Origin of the sequence: Burkholderia sp. HI2714 (assembly GCF_002223085.1) — a bacterium.
GTDB classification, from domain to species: Bacteria; Pseudomonadota; Gammaproteobacteria; order Burkholderiales; family Burkholderiaceae; genus Burkholderia; species Burkholderia lata_D.
In genome coordinates this window covers 1-19481 of sequence record NZ_NKFM01000057.1, presented here as the reverse complement: position 1 = coordinate 19481, position 19481 = coordinate 1, and the positions used below count along the sequence as shown (strand labels likewise).

Sequence of the window (19481 nt, the reverse complement as noted above, 5' to 3'; positions counted from 1 at the left end):
GACGAAGCGCCGGGTTCCCTGGCATCCCCCTGGGCGCTTCGTTACCGGCCGGTGCCGGTCAACACGCCCGCTTCACGCGCACGCTCGATGTCCGGGCTGCGATACGCGCGCTCGGGAATCTCGGCGAGCCGCGATGCATGCACCTGATGCGGCGTAAGGCCGTAGAACTTCTGAAAACTCATGATCAGCGGCGACCACTTGTCCGGATCGATGCGGTCCGGATGCCCGTCCATCAGCAGGTCGGGATGCACGTGCACGCGCTGGATGCGCAACTCGAACACGCGGATGTGGCCACGCACGTCGAGCGTTTCCTCACCGATCCCGTGCGTGGCCGCGACGACCGCTTCCATATGCACCGGGCATTCGAGCGCACGCGGCGGCGCGACGGTTTGCGACACCGCCTCGGTGAGCCCGGCCGTGCCGAATTTGTCGGGTTCGTACACGTAGCCCTTCGCGCGCTTGCCGTCCGGCACCGGGTAGGTGCCCGTCGTGCGCGCGATCCGGTCGACCGCGTGTGCCTGTGCCGATGACGGCAGGTTCAGCACGCACTCGCCGGTGCGCAGCAGGTTGCGGGTGGTCTGCGAACTGGCGGCGATGCCGATCACGCCGCGCCAGCCGAGCCAGAACGCGGACGAGATCGGCGCGAGATTGGCCGTGCCGTCTTCGTTCAGCGTGCTGACCAGCACGACGGGCGTGCCGAAATAGAGGATGTTCGGTTCGGTGACGCAATGCGGAGCGTTCATGATCGGTGCCTTCGTTGAGGGATCAGTCCGCATGCTGATCCTGTCGCGGCGGCACGGCGCTCCGAATCTTGTCGTGTCATTCCGGAAGGTGCGCGGGAACGCCATTTGCGCCGGTCAGGACCGCCCGGCATCGCGCGCGCTTTTCCGCTACAGTAGGAAATCGCAGGCCGCGCCCGCCGCGTCACACGGGCACGCGCGGCCTAGTTCCGCCAACGCACACGAGGGCCTGATGGATACCGAGCAACGCTACACCGCCAACGCGCCGACGCGCGCGGAAGTCGACGCACTGGGCGGCCCGACCGTCATCGAATTCGGCGCGAACTGGTGCGGGATCTGTGCGGGCGCGCAACCGGCGATCGCGGCGTCGTTTTCCGCGCATCCCGCCGTGCGACACCTGAAGATCGAGGACGGCCCGGGCCGCCCGCTCGGCCGCTCGTTCGGCGTGAAGCTGTGGCCCACCCTGGTGTTCCTGCGTGATGGTGTCGAAGTCGCGCGCGTCGTGCGTCCTGCCGACGCGAAGCAGATCGAAGCCGACGGCTTCGCCGCGCTGGCCTGAGTGAGGTCACGACGATGCAACAGGCGATCACGCATATCGGCATCGACACGCGCGGCAGCGGCCTCGTCGAATTCACGTCGCAGGTGCGTGCGTTCGTCGACCAGCAGGCCATCAGTACCGGCCTGCTCACCGTGTTCTGTCGCCATACCTCGGCGTCGCTGCTGATCCAGGAGAATGCCGATGCGTCGGTGCAGCGCGACATCGAGCGCTACTTCGCGACGCTCGCGCCCGAGGACGCCACGCGCTACGAGCACGACACCGAAGGCACCGACGACATGCCGGCGCATCTGCGCACGGCGCTCACGCAGGTGCAATTGTCGATTCCGGTCGAGCAGGGGCGCATGGTGCTCGGCACGTGGCAGGGGATTTACCTGTTCGAGCATCGCCGCGCGGCGCACCGCCGGGATATCGTGCTGCACCTGATCGGGGAGTAAGCGGCAACCAGCGGCGCATCGCCGGCGCGCCGGCTCAGGCGAGCAGCTTCTCGACGAGCGCGCCGAGTTCGCGCAGGTGGACGGGCTTTGGCAGGAATGCGTCGAATACCTGCTTGTTCTCGCGCAGCGCAGCCGATTCATATGCGCTGACGCCGAGGATCGCCGGATGCCGGCCATCGTCGTCGGGTACCGCAACCGTGCGAATGCGCCGCGCGACTTCGAAGCCGCTCAAGTCCGGCAGCTCGAGATCGATCACGACGATGTCGTAACGGCCCGTACCGAAGCGCGCGACGCCTGCCTGCCCGGTGCCGCACAGATCGGCTTCGATGCCGAGTGCCGACAGCATCGCGCCGAGCGTTTCGCGCGCGTTGTCGTCGTCGTCCACCACCAGCGCGCGCCGGTCGCGGTGCTGGGCCGCGTGCGGCAGCGCGAGCGCGTCGCCGGCCGCGTTGCCGGCCGTGTCGATGCCGGGCACTTCGGCCGGCAGCGTCACGACGAACTCGCTGCCTTCGCCCACGACGCTGCGCACGTCCACATGCCCGCGCAGCGTCGTCACGATTTCGCGCACGACGGCGAGCCCCATGCCGATCCCGTCCACATGCAGCCCGACCGCGTCGTTCGCGCGATAGAACGGCTCGAAGATCTTCGACAGGTGCGGCTTCGCGATGCCGGCGCCCGTGTCGCGCACCGCGATCTTCAATTGCGGGCCGGCCGGCGCATCGGCGAGCGTGATCGACACGTCGATCGACCCGCCGAGCGTGTACTTGACCGAGTTCTCGATCAGGTTCGACAGCACCTGGCGCAGCAGTTTGCGATCCGAACGGATCGTGAGGTCGTGCGGCTCGACCTGCTGCGCGATCGCGATCCGCTTGGCCGCGATCTTCTCGCGCAATGGATCGAGCACCTCGGCGAGCAGCGACGCCATGCCGACGGTTTCCCGTTCGGCGAGGCGCTTCGTCGAGCGCAGCTTGATGTAGTCCGTCAGATCCTTGACGAGCGCCTCGAGCGACAACGCGGAATTCTGCAGCCGCCGGATCGTCTTCAGGTTCGCATCCGACTGCGGGCGCGCGAGCAGGATCTCGACCGATCCGCAGATCGCCTGCAGCGGCGTGCGCAACTCATGGCTGACCATCCCGAGGAACGCGTTCTTCGCCTCGATCATTTCGAACGCGCGGTCGGACGCCTTGCGTTCCGCGTCGAGCGCCGCGTCCTGCCGCTCGAGCAGGTCGTCACGCGTGCGCATCGTATAGAACAGCAGCAGGAACAGCGCACACAGGATCACGCCGAGCACGATGCCGAGGATCAGGATCGCGCGCTGCTTTTCCTTCAGCTGATGGAACGTGAAGTCGCGCTGCGCCATTTCGATCGCACGGAAGTAGTTCGCGAGGCCGTTGACCTTCGGCCAGTACGCATTGACCTCGTCGATCACCTGTTGCGCGCTTTTCGGCGAATCGCTCAGCAACGGCACTTCACGCTTCAGGCGCGTCATGAATTCGCCGAGCGCGTTGATCTCGTTGCGCGCACGCGGGATGCGCAGCCAGTATTCGGACACTTCCGACGGCCGCTGCAGAAAGCCGAACGACACCGACAGGCTGTCGAGCTGCATCTGCACGTGATTGAAATCGTCGTCCTGGTGCGTCGCGTAGAGGATCAGCTGCCGGTCGAACCGCGTATAGACGTTGCGGTATTGCGCGGCCGTCCAGAACACGCCTTCGCGTGGCCCTTCGAGCACGCCCTCGTTGACCGAGGTGGCGAGGAGGTCCCACAGCAGGAACGCCCACGCGGCGAACCCCATGATCCACAGCGAGCCGAGGACCAGGATGATTTTTCTATTTTTCCATCGCCGGCGTGTCATTTCACCGTCAGGCCGATGATCTGCCACGCGAACTTGGCTTCGCCGAGCGGCGTCTTCAGTTCATCGGGATACTGGTCGCGCGGGTACATGATCCACAGCGGGCCATAGTTGTCGTTGCCGAGCACCTTGCCGTTCATCGTTCGCGCGAGGATCACGCCGTAACGATCGGCGTCGGACACGGGGATCGTGAACGTGTACTCGTCGATGCAGCGGAACTCGATCTGCGTGCCGTGCGCGCCGACGGCCTTCAGGATGTCGGACAGGCGCGGGCCGGTGAAGGCCGCTTTCGGCGTCCAGCTCGTCGACGTGACGATCGTATGCTGCGGCAGCGCCATCAGCGCCTGCTCGGAAAACACGTACGCCGTCTTGCCCTGCTGGTTGTGCTTGTCGATCTTGCCGTCGACGGTGAACGTAAACGACGAAGCGGCCCAGGTCGCGGCGGCCATGCCGAGCAGGCAGGCCGTCAGCAGGCACTTGGTCCAGATGGTCGAGATTCGCATGTCTTGCCCTCGGTCGTGCGATGGTGATTTGTCCGTGGTCTCAGTTCGCGGCGGCCGTGGCCGGCAGCGTGATTTTCAGTTCGCGCGCCACTTCGGCGAACAGGATCGGCAGGCGCACCGGCTTTTCCTCGCAGCGTGCGTTGTAGTGCGACACGATGTGCGCGATTTCGTCCTCGCTGGCTTCGCCGGTCGAGATCTTGCCGGTCAGCAGGAAGATCGGCGCGCCGCTGTTCTCGCTCGAACGGATGCCGCGCACGAGTTCGGCGGCGGTCTGGTCGCCGAGCATCCAGTCGAGGATGTAGCCGTCGAAATCCTCGACCTCCAGTGCCTTGCGGAACGCCGCGCCGTCGAAGTACGGGATCGCGTTCACACCTTTTTCGATGAAATATTCACATACCGTTTCGGCGACGTCCTGCGAATCGTCGACCACGGCGATGCGCGCCGCATACACGTTCGGCTGGGTCGAGCGCAGCTCGATGACGTCGACCGGATACGTGCGGCCCTCGCGCGCGTGCTGACGCTCGGTGATGAGCCACTCGCCCTGCCACTGCAGCGCGACGAAATCCGTCTCGCTCTGGCTGCTGGCCTTGGTCGAGATCGCGGCGCGGCAGCGGAAGCGCCGCGACTCGATCACGAGCGTCGCGTCGATCATCTCGGCGGCGGCCGGCTGCGTGCCCTTGTCGTCGAGCAGGATCGCGGGCGGCACGCCGAAGTGCGTCGCGATGTCCTGCAATTGCGACAGGTTCCACGGGATCAGGCCTTTCATCTTGCGCGTGACGACCGAGAAGCTCAGGCCGAGCACGTTCGCGATCGTCGTGTTGTGACTTCGCGGCGGGATGCCGTTCCGGTTCAGTAGGTCGCGCACCTTGTTGGCGGTGATCAGATCGACGTTGGCCTGCTCGCTGTTGGGCATCTCGATGGGGTCTCCAGGGGGTTTTGGCGAGGGTGAGCATATCAAAACTGACGTGTCATGCAAGCTTTGAAAAAGCGAATGACCTTGACATGCCTTTTTTCTTCATTATTATTGCTCACCACGTCACTATTGTTTGTCGCGTCATGTTTGGAGATCACCGACGGCCACAGTCGGACCGGCGAAAAGCGACAGCAATGAAGCAGTGACGGAACGATTCGAAGAGAGAACCTGAGAGAGCCTTGGACTGCGTGTCGGCGTCGGCGGATTGTATCCGTTGCGCCGCACGCCACCGGGTGCGAGCTCGCGGGGGTGGATAGCTCGAAGAATTGCGGCGCCAATAAAACCTGAGGAAAGTAACAATGTACCGCCGTTTGATCGCACCGGGGCTGCTGTTGCTACTGGCCGCGTGCGCGCAGGATCCGTCCCTCACAAGCAACACGGTGCGGATCTGCGACGACACAGGTTGTTCCGACCGTCCTAAAGATCAGGTGTCCTATCAAAAAAGGGACGATTCGGAGGACCAGGAAAGCCCGCGCATCGCCGCGTTGAAGCAGACCGCGAAGACCCAGCCGAAGGCCGCCTACGACCTCGGCCTGCGTTATTTCCGCGGCGACGGCGTGCGCCAGGACAGCTACCAGGCACTCAAGTGGATGCGCGAGTCCGCCGAGCGTGGCGACCTGCAGGCGCAGAAGGCGCTCGGCAGTTTCTACCTGTTCGGCCTCGAGGAAATGGGCTCCGACGCACGCGAGGCGGAGAAATGGCTGTCGATCGCGGCCGGGCGCGGCGACAAGGAGTCGAAGAAGCTGCTCGACCTGGCGCGCAAGGCCAAGAAGGAAGACGAAGAAGACTGGAAATGGCGCACGGAATGGCGTGACCGCTATTACGGCTACTGGTACTCGGGCTATCCGTACTACGGCGTCTGGCAGCAGACGTACTGGTACTACTGACCGGGCCTGAAGCAACGGGGGCAGCAGCGGGGAGACCACCATCGCGCGCCAGCCGGGGGGCTTATCGAAGTTCGCACGAACACATAAGCCGAACAACGACTCTAATCGATCGACAACGACATGAAGACCATCCTTTCCCAACGTCTCACTCAAGGTGCGCTGGTGGCAGCGCTTTGCGCGTCCGTCGCAGGCTGCGGCGGCGTGGTGACGCCCGGCGGCCAGAACGCCGGCGTGACGGGCGCGGCGGCCGGCGGCGCGAGCGCCGGCGCCGATTCGCAGCTGCAGCGCTGCGCGTCGCCGCTGGGCACGATCGCGGTCGACGACGGGCGCAACGCTGACTGGTGGGGCCCGTTCGGCAGTGCGACCAAGGTGACGAGCATCGACCCGCTGCTGCGCCTGGCGGTGCAGCAGTCGAACTGCTTCGTGATCACGTCGATCGGCAACCAGAAGAGCGACGCGCGCCTGTCGCGCATCACGCAGTTGCAGCGCAACTCGGGCGAATACCGAGCGGGCTCGAAGCAGCAGAAGGGCCAGCGTGTCGCGGCCGACTATTACATGGAACCGCAGATCGTCATCAACGATTCGCCGATCGGCGGGATCGGCAGCATGATCGGCGGGCTGATCGGCAACAGCGCGGTGGCCGCGGTGGCGGGCCATCTGCAGACAAAGGCGTCGGTCGTGACGCTGACGCTGTTCGACGTGCGCTCGGCGGTGCAGATCGCGGCGTCGGAAGGCAGCTCGACGGCGACGAACTACGGCGCGGCGCTGGGTGGCTTCGGCGGCGGCGTAGGTGGCGGGCTCGCCGGTTTCTCGACGACGCCGGAAGGCAAGGCGACGGTCGTTGCGTTCATCGATGCGTGGAACAAGATGGTCGTCGCACTGCGCAGCTACAAGGCGCAGGACGTCAAGGGCGGCCTCGGCCGCGGTGGCCAGCTCCAGGTCAACTGACGTTCCCGGGCCGGCGGTGCGCCGCCGGCCGATTCCCGATTCCTGACCCTCCGTGCGCGCGGTGTGATCCGCGCGTACCGGTTTCGTTCATCCTTTCTGCATCGAGGTGATCCCGATGAAAGCCGTTGCTCTGATTGCATTGACCTGTCTGGCGTTGACCGCTTGCGGCGGCGACGATTCCTCGCCCGCGGCGTCCGGCGGATCGGGTTCGAGCAACAATGGCGGCGCCGGCGGCACGGGTTCGGGCGGGGCGGGAAGCGGCGGCAATGGCGGTTCGGGTGGTTCCGGCGGCTCGGGCGGCTCGGGTGGCGGCACGCTGACATGGCGCTACGAGGCGCAGCCTGTCGCGGCCGACAAGGCGAGCTTCCTGACGCTGGTCAACAGCGAAGGCGCGAAGGGCTACCGTTATCTGGGCGACTACTACTACAGCTCGAGCAACGGCGGGACGCAATCGATCTTCGTGAACGATGGCACCGCGCAGACCTACACGTACCAGCTGCAGAACGCCCCGGCCGACATGACGTCCTTCGTCAACACGGCCAACGCGCAAGGGTCGAGCGGCTACCGCTACGAAGGGCCGCTCACGTACGGCGATCTCTATCGCAAGGATGGCGGCTCGTCGGCCACGTACACGTACACGACGACGGGCTTGCCGGCCGACGCGAATGCGTTCCTCACCCAGGCGAACGGCCAGGGCCAGTCGGGCTACTGGTTTCTGGGGCCGATCGCGGTGGCATCGGTGCAGGCGAACATCTACATGAAGAACAACGCGTCGAGCGCGACCTATACGTACGACGCGCTGGCACCGACGTCGACCGTCGGCGACTTCATCGCGCAGGCCAACAGCGAAGGGGCGAAGGGGTATCGCGCGAAGGGCGCGATGGCGTTCGGCACGGCGATCTCGTGGGTCTACGTGAAGGACCAGACGCAGTCGCCGACCTTCACGTACCAGTCGGCCGCGATCCAGTCGACCGGCGCGAGCTTCGTCCAGCAGTCGAACACGTTCGGCGCGCAGGGCAGTGCGTATCTGAGCGACATGGCGCTCGGCACCACGCCGCCGCTCGCGATGGCGTCGTTCTATTTCACGCCGAAGAACTGCACGGGTTTCCTGTGCACGACACTGAATCCGCTTACGCAGAACTGAGCGAATCAGGCGGCTGCGTCGCGCGGCCGCTTTCCTGTCTTTTCCGCAGCGGGGTGGGCACCGGTAAGACGGTGACCGCCCCGCTTGCTTTCGTTCGTCACCAATCGGACGATCCCTGCGATCAAGGTGCCGGCACGCGACCCTCGGCGCGACGGCGTTTCATCTCGATTTCGTCAACCGTTCCGGAAAATCTCGCTATACGCGCTCAACGCAGGCACGCCGCCGAGATGCGCATATAGCACCTTCGACCCAGGCTCGATTTCGCCGAGCCGTACCTTGTCGATCATCCCGTGCATCGACTTCCCTTCATAGACCGGGTCGGTCAGCATACCTTCGAGCCGCGCGCACAGGCGAATCGCTTCGAGCGTGCCGTCGTTCGGCAGTCCGTATTCGGGGCCGGCGTAGCGCGTGTCGAGCACCACGTCCGCTTCGGTGATCGGCCTGCCGAGATCGACGAGTTCGGCGGTGTGCCGTGCGATGCGCGTGATCTGTTCGTGCGTGCGCTCGGGCGTGGCCGACGCGTCGATCCCGATCACGCGGTCGGCGCGCCCGTCGGCCGCGAAGCCGACGACCATCCCCGCCTGCGTGCTGCCCGTGACCGAGCATACGACGATGTAGTCGAACTTGAAGCCGAGTTGGGCCTCCTGCGCACGCACTTCTTCCGCGAAACCGACGAAGCCGAGCCCGCCGAGCGGGTGCTCCGAGCAGCCGGCCGGAATCGGGTAAGGCTTGCCGCCCGCCTGCCGCACACTCTCCATCGCTTCTTCCCAACTGCGGCGAATGCCGATGTCGAAGCCGTCGGACACGAGCCGCACGTCCGCGGCCATCATGCGCGACAGCTGGATGTTGCCGACGCGGTCGTACAGCGGATCTTCGTAGTTGACCCAATGCTCCTGCACGAGCACGCATTTCATCCCGAGATGCGCGGCGACGGCCGCGACCTGGCGCGTCTGGTTCGACTGCACGCCGCCGATCGACACGAGCGTGTCGGCGCCTTGCGCGAGTGCGTCGGGGACGAGGTATTCGAGCTTGCGCGTCTTGTTGCCGCCGAACGCAAGGCCGCTGTTGCAATCCTCTCGCTTCGCATACAGCTCGACCTTGCCGCCGAGGTGCTCACTCAGGCGCTTGAGCGGCTGGATCGGCGTCGGGCCGAACGTGAGCGGATAACGGGGGAAACGTTGCAGGTTCATCGGCGGGCTCCGGAAGGCAGTGGACGGGGCGGGAAATCGGATCGTTCGGGCGCGGCCGGCAGGCCGTGTTCCGACGAGAAAAATGATAGGCAGAAGCACGAGAAATGAGCTTGCGAAATAAATTGCAGCGGCCTACGTTATCGACGATACGGAAACGCCTTAAACAATTTTGATTCGTTGAGCAGGAGGATGACGCAATGAAATTAGATCGAGGCAGCGCATCGCCGGCCGACGCCGCACCGGCGCTCGATCGCATCGACCGCGCGATCCTGCGGCAACTGCAGCAGGACGCGTCGATCTCCAACGTGAGCCTCGCGGCGAAGGTGAAGCTGAGTGCGCCGGCGTGTCTGCGGCGCGTCGAGCGGCTGAAGGAAATGGGGCTGATCCGCGGCATCGTTGCGTTGCTCGACCCGAAGCCGCTCGGAGCGGGGATGCTGGTCGTGATCGGCTTCGTGCTGGATCGCTCGACACCCGAAGCCTTCGCCGCGTTCGAGAAGGCCGCGCAGAAAGTGTCGGGGTGCGTCGAGTGTCACGTCGTGACCGGCGAATTCGACTACTTCATGCTGGTGCGCACGCGAGACAACGACAGCTTCAACCGGCTGCACGCCGAGCAGCTGCTTTACCTACCAGGCGTGCGGCAGGTACGCTCGTTCATGGTACTCAAGGAGATCCTGTCGACACATGCACTCCCGCTATAGCGAGAAGTACCGTCGATTCCAGTTGGTCACACCCATGCCGTTTGGTCGATTGAAAATTCCCGATTGGTTGTATATAATGGGAGTTCAAATTATCCCATTCGGGAGTCGCGATGACAGCAAGCACACCTGCAGCCCGTCAGTTGGCCAAGCGCGCTGGTGCGCCCCGCGCGACGGCGTCGGCGGGCAACTTGAAAGGTTTGGGCGCTGGCAAGGGCGATTTCGACACCTTTCGTCAAATGGCACCAATGTCGCAGCGGCGTGCGATCGCGGATGGTTTCGATGCGATTATCATCGAGCGCGTTGCACGTGAGTTACTCGGTGTGCCGGTTCAGTCCCTCTTGAGCGCGCTGAGCCTTCCCAGCTCGACCATTTTGCGAAAGATTGCCAAACACGATCGGTTGTCACAAAACGAGTCTGATCGCGTTGCGCGCGTGCTCTATATATTGAATCTCGCTATCGATCTGTTTGAAGACAGCGAGCGCGCGGCGGCGTGGATGAGTCGGGTGAACGCAGAGCTCGACGGTTTGAAGCCGATTGAAGTTCTTGACGTACAGCCCGGCTATGACCGGGTGCGCGACATTCTGAGCCGCGCCCAATTCGGGGTCACCGCGTGAGGCTGTATCGTCTCGCGAAAGAACGGAAGGGGCGTTATCTGGCTGACGACTTGAGCGGGAACGGCGCGTCGATCGCGGGTGGGCGCTGGAATCCTCGCGGCATGCGTGTGCTGTATACCTGTTGCCACGCGTCGACGTCATTGCTCGAGGCGCTCGTCCATATGTCCGGCTTGCTTCCCGCCGGTGGATTTTTTCTAGTGACCCTGGAAGTACCCGATACCATCCATGACAACGCGTACCAGCCGGAGCTGCCGGACGATTGGGCGGTACTGTCTCGGGATCCAGATTCGACGACTCGGATCGGGCAGCGTTGGCTTGAAGCAGGCGAGCACTTGGCGATGCGGGTGCCATCCGTCGTCTGCCCAACCGACTTCAACTTGTTGCTGAACCCGATGCATGCGGATTTTACTTCGAGTGTGAAAGTGATCAGTAAGCAAGAGTTCGCGCTGGATCCTCGCCTCTTCGGTTAGTCTGCCGTATTGTTTTGATCGACGAATCGCCGGCAACTGTTGCGCGCTCGTGTCGCTCGATCAGTGCTGCCACGGCGCGCCGGGCTGCTGCATGATCTTGCGGAGCCGTTCGCGCACAGTGCGGACGATGGCTGCATTGATTTCGCCTTCATCGGCCAGCGCCTTCAGCGCGGCGAGTACGATACTCGCGCGATCGACCTCGAAGAACGTGCGCAGCGCTTCGCGCGTGTCGCTGTGCCCGAACCCGTCGGTGCCGAGCATCACGTAGCGGCGCGACACGTACGCACGGATCAGCTCGGACACCGCATGCACGTAGTCGGTCGCGGCGATCACTGGGCCTTGCGTTGCATCGAGCATTCGCGTGACATAGGGCTTGTCCGTCGTCGCACCGAGCCGCGACAGCCGCTCGGCTGCTATCCCGTCGCGCTGCAGTTCACTGAAACTCGTCCCGCTCCACAAGGCCGCATCGATACCCCAGTCGTCTTTCGGCATCCGCTGCGTGGCGAGCACTTCGCCGAGGATTGCGCCCGCGCCGAGCAATTGCACACGCGCCGTTGCGTGTGAACCGGACGGCAGTCGATACATGCCCTTAGGGATGCCGTCGCGTCGCGCGGCCGCATCGTCGTCGGGCATCGACGGCTGTGCGTAGTTTTTATTTGTGACGGTTACGTAACAGAACGCATCGCGCTGCTGCTCGACCATCTCGCGCGTGCCCGAGTCGATGATCGTCGCGACTTCGTAGGTGAATGCCGGATCGTATGCGCGGCAGTCGCCCGCCGCCGCCGAAAGGGAATGAACGACACGCGCGCAAGCGCATCGCACCTTCACGACGCGTCGCGAAACGATCGCGTATGCTCGTCCGTTCGGTGGCGAAGGCGGGCATCGCAGCCGATTCATTCGTGTGACGACCCATCAACGAGCGAGGACAGCATGGCAAAACAGACGATGGCGGAATATCTGGCGAAGACGCTGGCGGCAGCGGGCGTCGAGCGCATCTGGGGCGTGACGGGCGACAGCCTGAACGGCCTGTCGTTCAGCCTGAGCCAGATCGGCTCGATCCGCTGGATGCATACGCGTCACGAGGAAAGCGCTGCGTTCGCGGCCGGCGCGGATGCCGCGTCGACCGGTCGGCTCGCGGTGTGCGCGGGCAGCTGCGGCCCCGGCAACCTGCACCTGATCAACGGCCTCTACGACTGCCACCGCAATCACCAGCCGGTGCTCGCGATCGCCGCGCACATTCCGTCGACCGAGATCGGCCTCGGCTACTTCCAGGAAACCCATCCGCAGGAGCTGTTCCGCGAATGCAGCCACTTCGCGGAACTCGTGACGAACGCGTCGCAGTTCCCGCGCGTGCTCGCGCGCGCGATGCGCACCGCGATCGACGAGCGCGGCGTCGCGGTGATCGTGCTGCCCGGCGACATCGCGCTCGGCGACGGCCCGGAAGAGGCGCCGGCGTGGAGCGAATCGGCGCCACCGTCAATCCTGCCGGCCGATGCCGATCTCGACCGGCTCGCGGCGCTGCTCAACGGGTCCGACGCGGTCACGCTGCTGTGCGGCAGCGGCACGCAAGGCGCGCACGATGAAGTGGTCGCGCTGGCCGACACGCTCGGCGCGCCGGTCGTGCATGCGCTGCGCGGCAAGCAGTTCGTCGAATGGGACAACCCGTTCGATGTCGGGATGACGGGGCTGATCGGCTTCAGCTCGGGCTATCACGCGATGGAATCGTGCGACACGCTACTGATGCTCGGTACGGATTTCCCGTACCGGCCGTTCTATCCGTCGAACGCGAAGATCGCGCAAATCGACTGGAAGGGCTCGCAGCTCGGCCATCGCGCGCCGCTGGCGCTCGGCCTCGTCGGCACCGTGAAGGAAACGATCGCGGCGCTGCTGCCGCGCTTGACGCGCAAGACGCAGCGGCGCTTCCTCGAAAATGCACTGAAGCACTATGCGGCGGCACGCAAGGGGCTCGACGATCTCGCGGTGGCCGAGCCGCCGGGCCGCGCGATCCATCCGCAGTACCTGACGAAGATCGTCGACGAAGTCGCGGCGGAAGACGCGATCTTCACGGCCGACGTCGGCACGCCGACGCTGTGGGCCGCGCGTTACCTGACGATGAACGGCAAGCGGCAACTGCACGGCTCGTTCAATCACGGCTCGATGGCGAACGCGATGCCGCAGGCGCTCGGCGCGCAGGGCGCGCACCCGGGGCGGCAGGTGGTGTCGCTGTCCGGCGACGGCGGGCTGTCGATGCTGCTCGGCGATCTGCTCACAGCGCGGCAGCTCAAGCTGCCGATCAAGATCGTCGTGTACAACAACAGCCTGCTCGGCTTCGTGTCGATGGAGCTGAAGGCGGCCGGCTATCTCGACACGAACGTCGACCTGAGCCCGACCGACTTCGCGGCGATCGCGAAGGGCGCGGGCATCTTCAGCGTGCGCGTCGAGCATTCGGAGAACGTCGAAGAAGCGCTGCGCATGGCGTTCGCGCATGACGGGCCGGCGGTCGTCGACGTCGTCACGTCGAAGTACGAGCTCGCGATGCCGCCGAAGATCGAACTCGCGCATGCGAAGGGCTTCAGCCTGTTCATGCTGCGCGCGATCCTCAGCGGGCGCGGCGACGAGATCGTCGAACTCGCGAGAACCAATCTGCGGTAATGCGGTACCGCGCGCGATGCTTCGGGCAGCGCGCGCGGCGTAACGCATCGACGAACGTGCCGGGGTGCGTTCGCGTCCGCAACACGCATCGAACAACACAAGAAACATGGCAATCGAGATTCGCGCCTACGAGGCATCCGACCTGCACACGCTGTCGTCCATCTGGTTCGATGCATCGCTGCTCGCGCATCCGTTTCTCGGCGAGGCGCGGCTGCGCGAGCAGCGCAAGCTGATCGAAGCGGTGTATCTACCCCAGGCGGAAACCTGGGTCGCGTGCCGGGCAGGCGAACCGGTCGGCTTCATCGGTCTGCTCGATGGTTCAATCGGCGGATTGTTCGTCGCACCGGCGTTGCACGGCCATGGGATCGGCCGCGCGCTGGTCGAGCATGCGCTCGCGCTCAAGGGCGCGCTCGATCTGGAGGTGTACGCCGACAATCGCGATGCCCGCGTGTTCTATGCACGGCTCGGCTTCGAGGAGGTTTCGCGGCGCGACGAGGATGACGAAGGCTTGCCGTTCGCGAACATCCTGATGCGCGCGACGCGCTGAGCGAGCGGGCATGCCGACGGCCGACGATCTCGTCGCGATCGATACTGCACTGCAGCAGATCCGGATCGTCGGCGAGCGTTATCCGGTGCATTTCCAGCAGCGCATCGACCGCTGACCGGGCGCGCGCCAGCTGATCCGGCACGAATTGGTCAGGCAAATCAGGGTCAATCTTCACGTCAGCTTAAGTTTGCGTTTCCTAGAATCGATTGACCGTCGCGTGTACAGCGACGGACCGATTCGCCCAGGAGGATGCGCATGAACCCTACCCGTATCGCCGTAGCCCAGTTCCGCGCGGTCATCGGCACGCCGCCGCTGACCGCGCAAGCGCCGGAGGCCCGCCGATGATGTGGCCGAACGCGTGGCGTGTCTCGGCACTGTTCGTGCGCGAGTGGGTCGGCCGTCCGGCCGCGGTGGGCGCGTTGTGCCCGAGTTCGCGGCAGCTGGCGCGCGAGATGGCCGACGCGGTGCCGGACGGCGACGGGTTGGTCGTCGAGCTCGGCGGCGGCACCGGCGCGATCACCGCGGCGTTGCTCGAACGCGGCGTCGCGCCGCGGCGGCTCGTGGTGGTCGAACGTTCGCCGGCGTTTGTCCAGCATCTGCGGCGACGCTTTCCGGGCATCTCGATCGTGTCGGGCGACGCGCGGCAGCTCGAGCGGCTGCTGCCGCCCGATGCGCGCGTCGACGCGATCGTGTCGTGCCTGCCGCTGCGCACGCTGCCGCGTCAGGACGTGACGGCGATCGTCGATCAGTGCCATCGCGTGCTGTCCGCCGACGGCGTGATGATTCAGTTCACGTACGACCTGCGGCCGCCCGGCCGTCATCCGCTCGGCGACTCGGCATTTGTTGCCTGCGGCAGCCGGATCGTGTGGGCAAACATACCGCCTGCGCGCATCGTGACCGTGCGCAGCGTCACCGCCGAACACGCGGAATGACGCCGCCGCGCGCGGGGCGCCCGGCCGTGGCGCCTCGCCTCCTCCTTTCATAATCCCTTCGAATCCTTCCAGCCACCCTTCACATTGCCGTCACATCAGGTTCCTACCATCGCCTTTCATTTCGAAAGCATCAATGGCGGGGGGAACCGGCGACATGAATCGAATCAAACTGGCGGCGCTGCTGTGTGCCGGCGCCTTTGCACTGGCCGGATGCGGCAGCGACGACGGCCCGACCAGCACGGCGCCCGGCCCCGCGCAGGCGGCCGCGCGCAACGTGATCTTCTTCCTCGGCGACGGCATGGGGATCACGACGCTGACGGCCGCGCGCATCTATGCGGTCGGTGAAGACGGCGCGCTCACGATCGACACGCTGCCCGAAACCGCGTTCGTGAAGACCTATTCCAACGATGCGCAGGTGACGGACAGCGCGCCGTCGATGTCGGCGTACATGACCGGCGTCAAGACCAACAACGAAGTGATCTCGATGTCGCCGGACACGAAGGCGATCGAGCCGACCGCGAGCCTCACCGGCAACTGCGGTGCGAACAACGGCAAATCGGCGACGACGCTGCTCGAGATCGCGAAGGCGAAGGGGCTGGCTACCGGTGTGGTGACGACCACGCGCGTCACGCATGCCACGCCCGCGGCGACGTATGCGCACGTGTGCCATCGCGACGCCGAGAACGACATCGCCGCGCAGCTCGTGCCGGGCGGCGCGGGCTACAACGGCGCGCTGGGCGACGGCGTCGACGTCGTGCTCGGCGGTGGCACGCAATTCTTCGTGCCGAAGGACGGCGGCGGCAAGCGCACCGACGGCCGCAACCTGGTCAACGAACTGAAGGCGAAAGGTTATGCGGTCGCGCAGAACCGCGACGACTTGCTGGCCGCCGACGCGACGAAGGGCGGCAAGCTGGTCGGCCTGTTCTCGTCGAGCCACATGAGCTACGACCTCGATCGCGGCGCGACCAAGGAGCCGAGCCTCACCGACATGGCGACGCGCGCGCTCGACGTGCTGCAGAAGAACCCGAACGGCTATTTCCTGATGGTCGAAGGCGGCCGGATCGACCACGCGCTGCACGACACCAATGCGAAGCGCGCGCTGCAGGACACGGTCGCGTTCGACAACGCGATCAAGGCCACGATCGACAAGGTGCGCAAGACCGATCCCGACCTGAAGAACACGCTGATCGTCGTCACGGCCGATCACGATCACACGCTGGTGCTGAACGGCTATGCGGCGCGCACGGGCAAGACCGAGGCGGGCAAGCCCGGCGTGCTCGGCGTGCTGCGCAGCTACCAGACCGGCTCGGTCGCGAAGGACGCGGACGGCGCGCCGTACACGATCATCGGCTTCGGCAACGGCGAGAACCGCGTGCAGGGCAGCCGCGCGGGCACGGCGCTCACCGATGCGGTGACGGGCGCCGACGACTATCGCCAGGAGGCGGTCGTGCGCATGGACAAGGGCAGCGAGACGCATGGCGGCACCGATGTGTTCCTGGGTGCGATCGGCCGCGGCGCGGATGCGTTCCACGGCGTGATCGAGAACAACAAGGTCTTCGAGCTGGTGCGCAACGCGGTGCAGCTGTGAGCGCCGACCATACGGGTACAGGGGAATACAGGATGTCGACCATCAAGTGCATCGCGGCGGCGCTGGCCGTCGCGGGTTTCGCGTGCGGCGCGGCGCATGCCGCCGGCCAGGCGAAGAACGTGATTTTCTTTCTCGGCGACGGCATGGGGCCGACGACGGTGACGGCGAGCCGGATCTACAAGGTCGGTGAGTCGGGACAACTGACGATGGAGAAGCTGGCCCGCACCGCGCGCGTCAAGACCTTCTCGAACGACGCGCAGACGACCGACAGCGCACCGTCGATGGCCGCGTACATGACCGGCGTGAAGATGAACAACGAAGTGCTGTCGATGTCGTCGGACACGCGCGCGGTCGCGCCGGGCAATGACGCGAACGGCAACAAGACCGTCAACAACTGCGCGCCGGGCAATGGCCAGCCGGTCGCGACGCTGCTGGAGCTCGCGAAGGCGCGCGGCAAGGCGGTGGGCGCGATCACGACGACCGAACTCACGCATGCGACGCCCGCCGCGACCTATTCGCACATCTGCCATCGCGATGCGCAGTACGACATCGCCGCGCAGGCGGCGCCGGGCGGCGCGGGCTACAACGCGGCGCTCGGCGACGGCGTCGACGTGCTGATGGGCGGCGGCCGCAACCACTGGACGCCGTTCGATCCGGTGGCCAACAAGCGCGGCCGCGCGGACGGCCGCAACCTGCTCAACGAGATGAAGGCGAAGGGCTACACGGTCGTCGCGACCCGGGATCAGCTCGCGCAGGCGGGCAACGGCAAGCTGGTCGGTCTCTTCAGTTCGACGAGCCATCTCGAGTACGAACTCGACCGTGTCGCGGGCAAGGGCGAAGGGCCGACGCAGCCGAGCCTCGCGGAGATGACGTCGAAGGCGATCGACGTGCTGTCGAAGCATTCGAACGGCTATTTCCTGATGGTCGAAGGCGGCCGGATCGACCACGCGCTGCACGGCACCAATGCGAAGCGCGCGCTGGAAGACACGGCGGCGTTCGATGAAGCGATCCGCGTCGCGCTGTCGAAGGTCGACCTGTCGAACACGCTGATCGTCGTGACGGCCGACCACGACCACACGATGACGATCAACGGCTATTCGAAGCGCGGCAACCCGATTCTCGACATCAGCCGCAACTATCGCGACGGCCAGCCGAGCAAGGACGCCGACGGCAACACCTACACGACGCTGGTGTTCGGCAACGGCGCGAACCGGCCGAACGTGCGCGCGTCGGTCGATTCGGCCACCGCGACGAACGAGGCGTATCTGCAGGAAGTCGGTGTGCGGATGGGCAGCGCGGGCTCGGAGACGCACGGCGGCGGCGACGTGATGCTGTTCGCCGACGGCGCGGACGCGAAGGCGTTCAAGGGCACGATCGACAACACGAAGGTGTTCGGTCTCGTGCGCTCGGCGTTCGGTTTCTGAATCCGTTGACTGCATGAGGAACGGGAACGCCCGATGAAACGTCAGCTTCTCTGCGCGCTCGCTTGCGGGTGGGTTGCGCTGCCGGCCCTTGCAGCGGCCGATCTCGACGCGGTGCTGGTGCACGAGAGCCGCACGGTGTCGGCCGATGGCGTGACGCGCACGACGATGTATCGCGAACGGATGGTGCGGCGCGACGCTCACGTGTGGGTCGAGCGCGTGCTGCCCGTCGCGGCGGCGGGCGGTCACGGTAGTGATCCCGACCATGATCATGACCACGACGCGGGTGGTTCGCGCGAGACGCCGCAACGTGCCGGCGTGCAGCCGGCCTCTGCCCATGCAGGCCACAAGCATTTCAACTTCCAGGCGGCCGCGCGGCACGTGACGTACGACGGCAAGACGGCGCGCATCGAATACGTGGACACGGCGAACCGGACGGTCGTCAGCGTGCCGCCGGCCGAGTACGAGACCACGGGCTTCGACGGCTCGTGGGACAACGCGTACTACGTCACGCCGCCATCGCAGTTGAAGCGGCTCGCGGTGGTGAAGCGCGGCGACGTCCCCGGCACCCGCTGGTACGAGCAGGCGGTCGACACGCCCGGCGCGCGCGGCGTGAACCGGATCCTGTGGAGCGAGACGCTACAGGCGCCGCTGTCGGTCGAATACCGGAGCGCCGATGGCCGCGTCGTGCGCAAGCTGACGCTGACACCGGCACCGGCCGCGCGGCGCGAGACGTTGCCGTGGCAGACGCTCGCCAGCTATACGCGCAAGGAATACGCGGATTATCTCGACTGATCGACGATGTCGACCGTCTGTACGCGGGGCTTGCGGTCAGGCCGGCCGGTATCGTCAAGCGATACGGCCGGGCCCTGGCCGATTTTTTCTTCTTCTCCCGGCGACCCGGCAGCGACGGCCGATGACGCGCTAGAAGCGCGCGCCGTCCGGCACGCGCGTTGAGGGCCGCGACGCGACCCGCTTGATGAAGCGGTCGAGCGGTGTCGCATAGCCGCGCGCGATCGCCGCGCTCAGCGCCGCCGACAACACCAGATACGCAATCAGCAAGACCAGCTTCGCATCGCCATGCGTGGCCGACGGCGGCCAGAACGTGCGCAGCCCGCCGAGCACGATCAGGTGGAACAGGTACAGCTCGTAGCTGAGCTTGCCGGCGCGGCCCAGCGGCGCAAGCAGGCGGCCGTGCACACCAGGGCTTCCGCATGAAGAGGCCCGTGGCTAAAGGGCTGGAGCGGTTGTTCGTTGCGGCGTGTTCAGGTTTACTCTCGCTTTTTGCCGGAACGAGAGATGCCGTCGATCATGGATGCGTTTGCTGAC

General features: G+C 65.6%; 19 protein-coding genes and 2 pseudogenes. 14 read left to right on the top strand and 7 right to left on the bottom strand.

Going from position 1 to position 19481, the window contains the following annotated elements:
- Positions 1–41: 41 nt before the first annotated feature.
- Positions 42–743 carry a flavin reductase family protein gene (locus tag CFB82_RS31905; protein ID WP_089486671.1) on the bottom strand — a complete coding sequence of 234 codons (702 nt, stop codon included), beginning with the start codon at positions 741–743 and terminating at the stop codon, positions 42–44.
- A 229-nt stretch (positions 744–972) separates the two neighbouring features.
- Between CFB82_RS31905 and CFB82_RS31900 the strand changes: the two genes are divergently transcribed.
- Both CFB82_RS31900 and CFB82_RS31895 read left to right on the top strand, forming a co-directional pair.
- Positions 973–1299, top strand: a complete 327-nt coding sequence (locus CFB82_RS31900; RefSeq protein ID WP_069250579.1) for a thioredoxin family protein — start codon at positions 973–975, stop codon at positions 1297–1299.
- 14 nt (positions 1300–1313) lie between these two features.
- Positions 1314–1733 carry a secondary thiamine-phosphate synthase enzyme YjbQ gene (locus tag CFB82_RS31895; RefSeq protein WP_089428528.1) on the top strand — a complete coding sequence of 140 codons (420 nt, stop codon included), beginning with the start codon at positions 1314–1316 and terminating at the stop codon, positions 1731–1733.
- Positions 1734–1767: 34 nt separating this feature from the next.
- Here CFB82_RS31895 and atsR read toward each other — a convergent pair whose 3' ends face one another.
- The 3 genes from atsR to CFB82_RS31880 are packed head-to-tail and all read right to left on the bottom strand — an operon-like array spanning position 1768 to position 5001.
- Entirely contained in the window at positions 1768–3588 is a 1821-nt protein-coding gene (gene atsR / locus CFB82_RS31890) for a hybrid sensor histidine kinase/response regulator AtsR (protein WP_089486670.1), read from the bottom strand.
- Positions 3585–4088, bottom strand: a complete 504-nt coding sequence (locus CFB82_RS31885) for a molybdopterin-dependent oxidoreductase (protein ID WP_089486669.1) — start codon at positions 4086–4088, stop codon at positions 3585–3587. The genes atsR and CFB82_RS31885 overlap by 4 nt, the downstream gene beginning before the upstream one ends.
- Before the next feature lie 40 nt (positions 4089–4128).
- Positions 4129–5001, bottom strand: a complete 873-nt coding sequence (locus CFB82_RS31880) for a response regulator (RefSeq protein ID WP_069250583.1) — start codon at positions 4999–5001, stop codon at positions 4129–4131.
- 359 nt (positions 5002–5360) lie between these two features.
- On the opposite strand from CFB82_RS31880, the gene CFB82_RS31875 reads away from it, so the two are divergent.
- The 3 genes from CFB82_RS31875 (at position 5361) to CFB82_RS31865 (ending at position 8040) form a co-directional block, all read left to right on the top strand.
- Positions 5361–5948 (top strand): tetratricopeptide repeat protein, encoded by a 588-nt coding sequence (locus CFB82_RS31875; protein ID WP_069250584.1) that lies wholly within the window; start codon positions 5361–5363, stop codon positions 5946–5948.
- 120 nt (positions 5949–6068) lie between these two features.
- Positions 6069–6896 carry a hypothetical protein gene (locus tag CFB82_RS31870; RefSeq protein ID WP_069250585.1) on the top strand — a complete coding sequence of 276 codons (828 nt, stop codon included), beginning with the start codon at positions 6069–6071 and terminating at the stop codon, positions 6894–6896.
- Between the two features lie 115 nt (positions 6897–7011).
- Complete coding sequence (locus CFB82_RS31865; protein WP_069250586.1) at positions 7012–8040, top strand: hypothetical protein; 1029 nt, start codon at positions 7012–7014, stop codon at positions 8038–8040.
- Positions 8041–8213: 173 nt separating this feature from the next.
- On the opposite strand, the gene CFB82_RS31860 is transcribed toward CFB82_RS31865, so the two are convergent.
- Entirely contained in the window at positions 8214–9230 is a 1017-nt protein-coding gene (locus CFB82_RS31860; RefSeq protein WP_089486668.1) for a 1-aminocyclopropane-1-carboxylate deaminase, read from the bottom strand.
- Positions 9231–9427: 197 nt separating this feature from the next.
- On the opposite strand from CFB82_RS31860, the gene CFB82_RS31855 reads away from it, so the two are divergent.
- The 3 genes from CFB82_RS31855 to CFB82_RS31845 all read left to right on the top strand — a co-directional run bounded on the left by CFB82_RS31855 (position 9428) and on the right by CFB82_RS31845 (position 11012).
- Complete coding sequence (locus tag CFB82_RS31855) at positions 9428–9928, top strand: Lrp/AsnC family transcriptional regulator (protein ID WP_069250588.1); 501 nt, start codon at positions 9428–9430, stop codon at positions 9926–9928.
- 110 nt (positions 9929–10038) lie between these two features.
- Positions 10039–10542 (top strand): type II RES/Xre toxin-antitoxin system antitoxin, encoded by a 504-nt coding sequence (gene parS / locus CFB82_RS31850; RefSeq protein ID WP_179254204.1) that lies wholly within the window; start codon positions 10039–10041, stop codon positions 10540–10542.
- Positions 10539–11012: an RES family NAD+ phosphorylase gene (locus tag CFB82_RS31845; protein WP_089486667.1), complete on the top strand. Its 474-nt coding sequence runs from the start codon at positions 10539–10541 to the stop codon at positions 11010–11012. Before parS ends, CFB82_RS31845 begins: the two co-directional genes overlap by 4 nt.
- Before the next feature lie 60 nt (positions 11013–11072).
- Here the strand turns inward: CFB82_RS31845 and CFB82_RS31840 are convergent.
- Positions 11073–11807 (bottom strand): annotated as a pseudogene (locus CFB82_RS31840) (transketolase-like TK C-terminal-containing protein); the annotation flags it as partial.
- A 135-nt stretch (positions 11808–11942) separates the two neighbouring features.
- Here CFB82_RS31840 and poxB point away from each other — a divergent pair.
- The 6 genes from poxB to CFB82_RS31810 all read left to right on the top strand — a co-directional run bounded on the left by poxB (position 11943) and on the right by CFB82_RS31810 (position 18947).
- The gene (poxB, locus tag CFB82_RS31835; RefSeq protein ID WP_089486666.1) at positions 11943–13664 is read left to right on the top strand and encodes a ubiquinone-dependent pyruvate dehydrogenase; all 1722 of its coding nucleotides are present in this window, start codon (positions 11943–11945) and stop codon (positions 13662–13664) included.
- A 106-nt stretch (positions 13665–13770) separates the two neighbouring features.
- Positions 13771–14211 (top strand): GNAT family N-acetyltransferase, encoded by a 441-nt coding sequence (locus CFB82_RS31830; RefSeq protein WP_089486665.1) that lies wholly within the window; start codon positions 13771–13773, stop codon positions 14209–14211.
- A gap of 341 nt (positions 14212–14552) precedes the next feature.
- Positions 14553–15143: a class I SAM-dependent methyltransferase gene (locus CFB82_RS31825; protein ID WP_089486664.1), complete on the top strand. Its 591-nt coding sequence runs from the start codon at positions 14553–14555 to the stop codon at positions 15141–15143.
- 154 nt (positions 15144–15297) lie between these two features.
- Positions 15298–16731, top strand: a complete 1434-nt coding sequence (locus CFB82_RS31820) for an alkaline phosphatase (protein WP_069250595.1) — start codon at positions 15298–15300, stop codon at positions 16729–16731.
- Between the two features lie 32 nt (positions 16732–16763).
- The gene (locus CFB82_RS31815) at positions 16764–18155 is read left to right on the top strand and encodes an alkaline phosphatase (protein WP_089486663.1); all 1392 of its coding nucleotides are present in this window, start codon (positions 16764–16766) and stop codon (positions 18153–18155) included.
- Positions 18156–18188: 33 nt separating this feature from the next.
- Complete coding sequence (locus tag CFB82_RS31810; RefSeq protein WP_089486662.1) at positions 18189–18947, top strand: hypothetical protein; 759 nt, start codon at positions 18189–18191, stop codon at positions 18945–18947.
- Between the two features lie 129 nt (positions 18948–19076).
- On the opposite strand, the pseudogene CFB82_RS31805 reads toward CFB82_RS31810, so the two are convergent.
- Positions 19077–19346, bottom strand: a pseudogene (locus tag CFB82_RS31805) (acyltransferase family protein); the annotation flags it as partial.
- Positions 19347–19481: the final 135 nt, after the last annotated feature.

What these genes read in the sequence shown, in the direction of transcription:
- CFB82_RS31905 (WP_089486671.1), bottom strand. Translation starts at nt 743, where the DNA reads ATGAACGCTCCGCATTGCGTCACCGAACCGAACATCCTCTATTTCGGC.
- CFB82_RS31900 (WP_069250579.1), top strand. Translation starts at nt 973, where the DNA reads ATGGATACCGAGCAACGCTACACCGCCAACGCGCCGACGCGCGCGGAA.
- CFB82_RS31895 (WP_089428528.1), top strand. Translation starts at nt 1,314, where the DNA reads ATGCAACAGGCGATCACGCATATCGGCATCGACACGCGCGGCAGCGGC.
- atsR (WP_089486670.1), bottom strand. Translation starts at nt 3,588, where the DNA reads ATGACACGCCGGCGATGGAAAAATAGAAAAATCATCCTGGTCCTCGGC.
- CFB82_RS31885 (WP_089486669.1), bottom strand. Translation starts at nt 4,088, where the DNA reads ATGCGAATCTCGACCATCTGGACCAAGTGCCTGCTGACGGCCTGCCTG.
- CFB82_RS31880 (WP_069250583.1), bottom strand. Translation starts at nt 5,001, where the DNA reads ATGCCCAACAGCGAGCAGGCCAACGTCGATCTGATCACCGCCAACAAG.
- CFB82_RS31875 (WP_069250584.1), top strand. Translation starts at nt 5,361, where the DNA reads ATGTACCGCCGTTTGATCGCACCGGGGCTGCTGTTGCTACTGGCCGCG.
- CFB82_RS31870 (WP_069250585.1), top strand. Translation starts at nt 6,069, where the DNA reads ATGAAGACCATCCTTTCCCAACGTCTCACTCAAGGTGCGCTGGTGGCA.
- CFB82_RS31865 (WP_069250586.1), top strand. Translation starts at nt 7,012, where the DNA reads ATGAAAGCCGTTGCTCTGATTGCATTGACCTGTCTGGCGTTGACCGCT.
- CFB82_RS31860 (WP_089486668.1), bottom strand. Translation starts at nt 9,230, where the DNA reads ATGAACCTGCAACGTTTCCCCCGTTATCCGCTCACGTTCGGCCCGACG.
- CFB82_RS31855 (WP_069250588.1), top strand. Translation starts at nt 9,428, where the DNA reads ATGAAATTAGATCGAGGCAGCGCATCGCCGGCCGACGCCGCACCGGCG.
- parS (WP_179254204.1), top strand. Translation starts at nt 10,039, where the DNA reads ATGACAGCAAGCACACCTGCAGCCCGTCAGTTGGCCAAGCGCGCTGGT.
- poxB (WP_089486666.1), top strand. Translation starts at nt 11,943, where the DNA reads ATGGCAAAACAGACGATGGCGGAATATCTGGCGAAGACGCTGGCGGCA.
- CFB82_RS31830 (WP_089486665.1), top strand. Translation starts at nt 13,771, where the DNA reads ATGGCAATCGAGATTCGCGCCTACGAGGCATCCGACCTGCACACGCTG.
- CFB82_RS31825 (WP_089486664.1), top strand. Translation starts at nt 14,553, where the DNA reads ATGATGTGGCCGAACGCGTGGCGTGTCTCGGCACTGTTCGTGCGCGAG.
- CFB82_RS31820 (WP_069250595.1), top strand. Translation starts at nt 15,298, where the DNA reads ATGAATCGAATCAAACTGGCGGCGCTGCTGTGTGCCGGCGCCTTTGCA.
- CFB82_RS31815 (WP_089486663.1), top strand. Translation starts at nt 16,764, where the DNA reads ATGTCGACCATCAAGTGCATCGCGGCGGCGCTGGCCGTCGCGGGTTTC.
- CFB82_RS31810 (WP_089486662.1), top strand. Translation starts at nt 18,189, where the DNA reads ATGAAACGTCAGCTTCTCTGCGCGCTCGCTTGCGGGTGGGTTGCGCTG.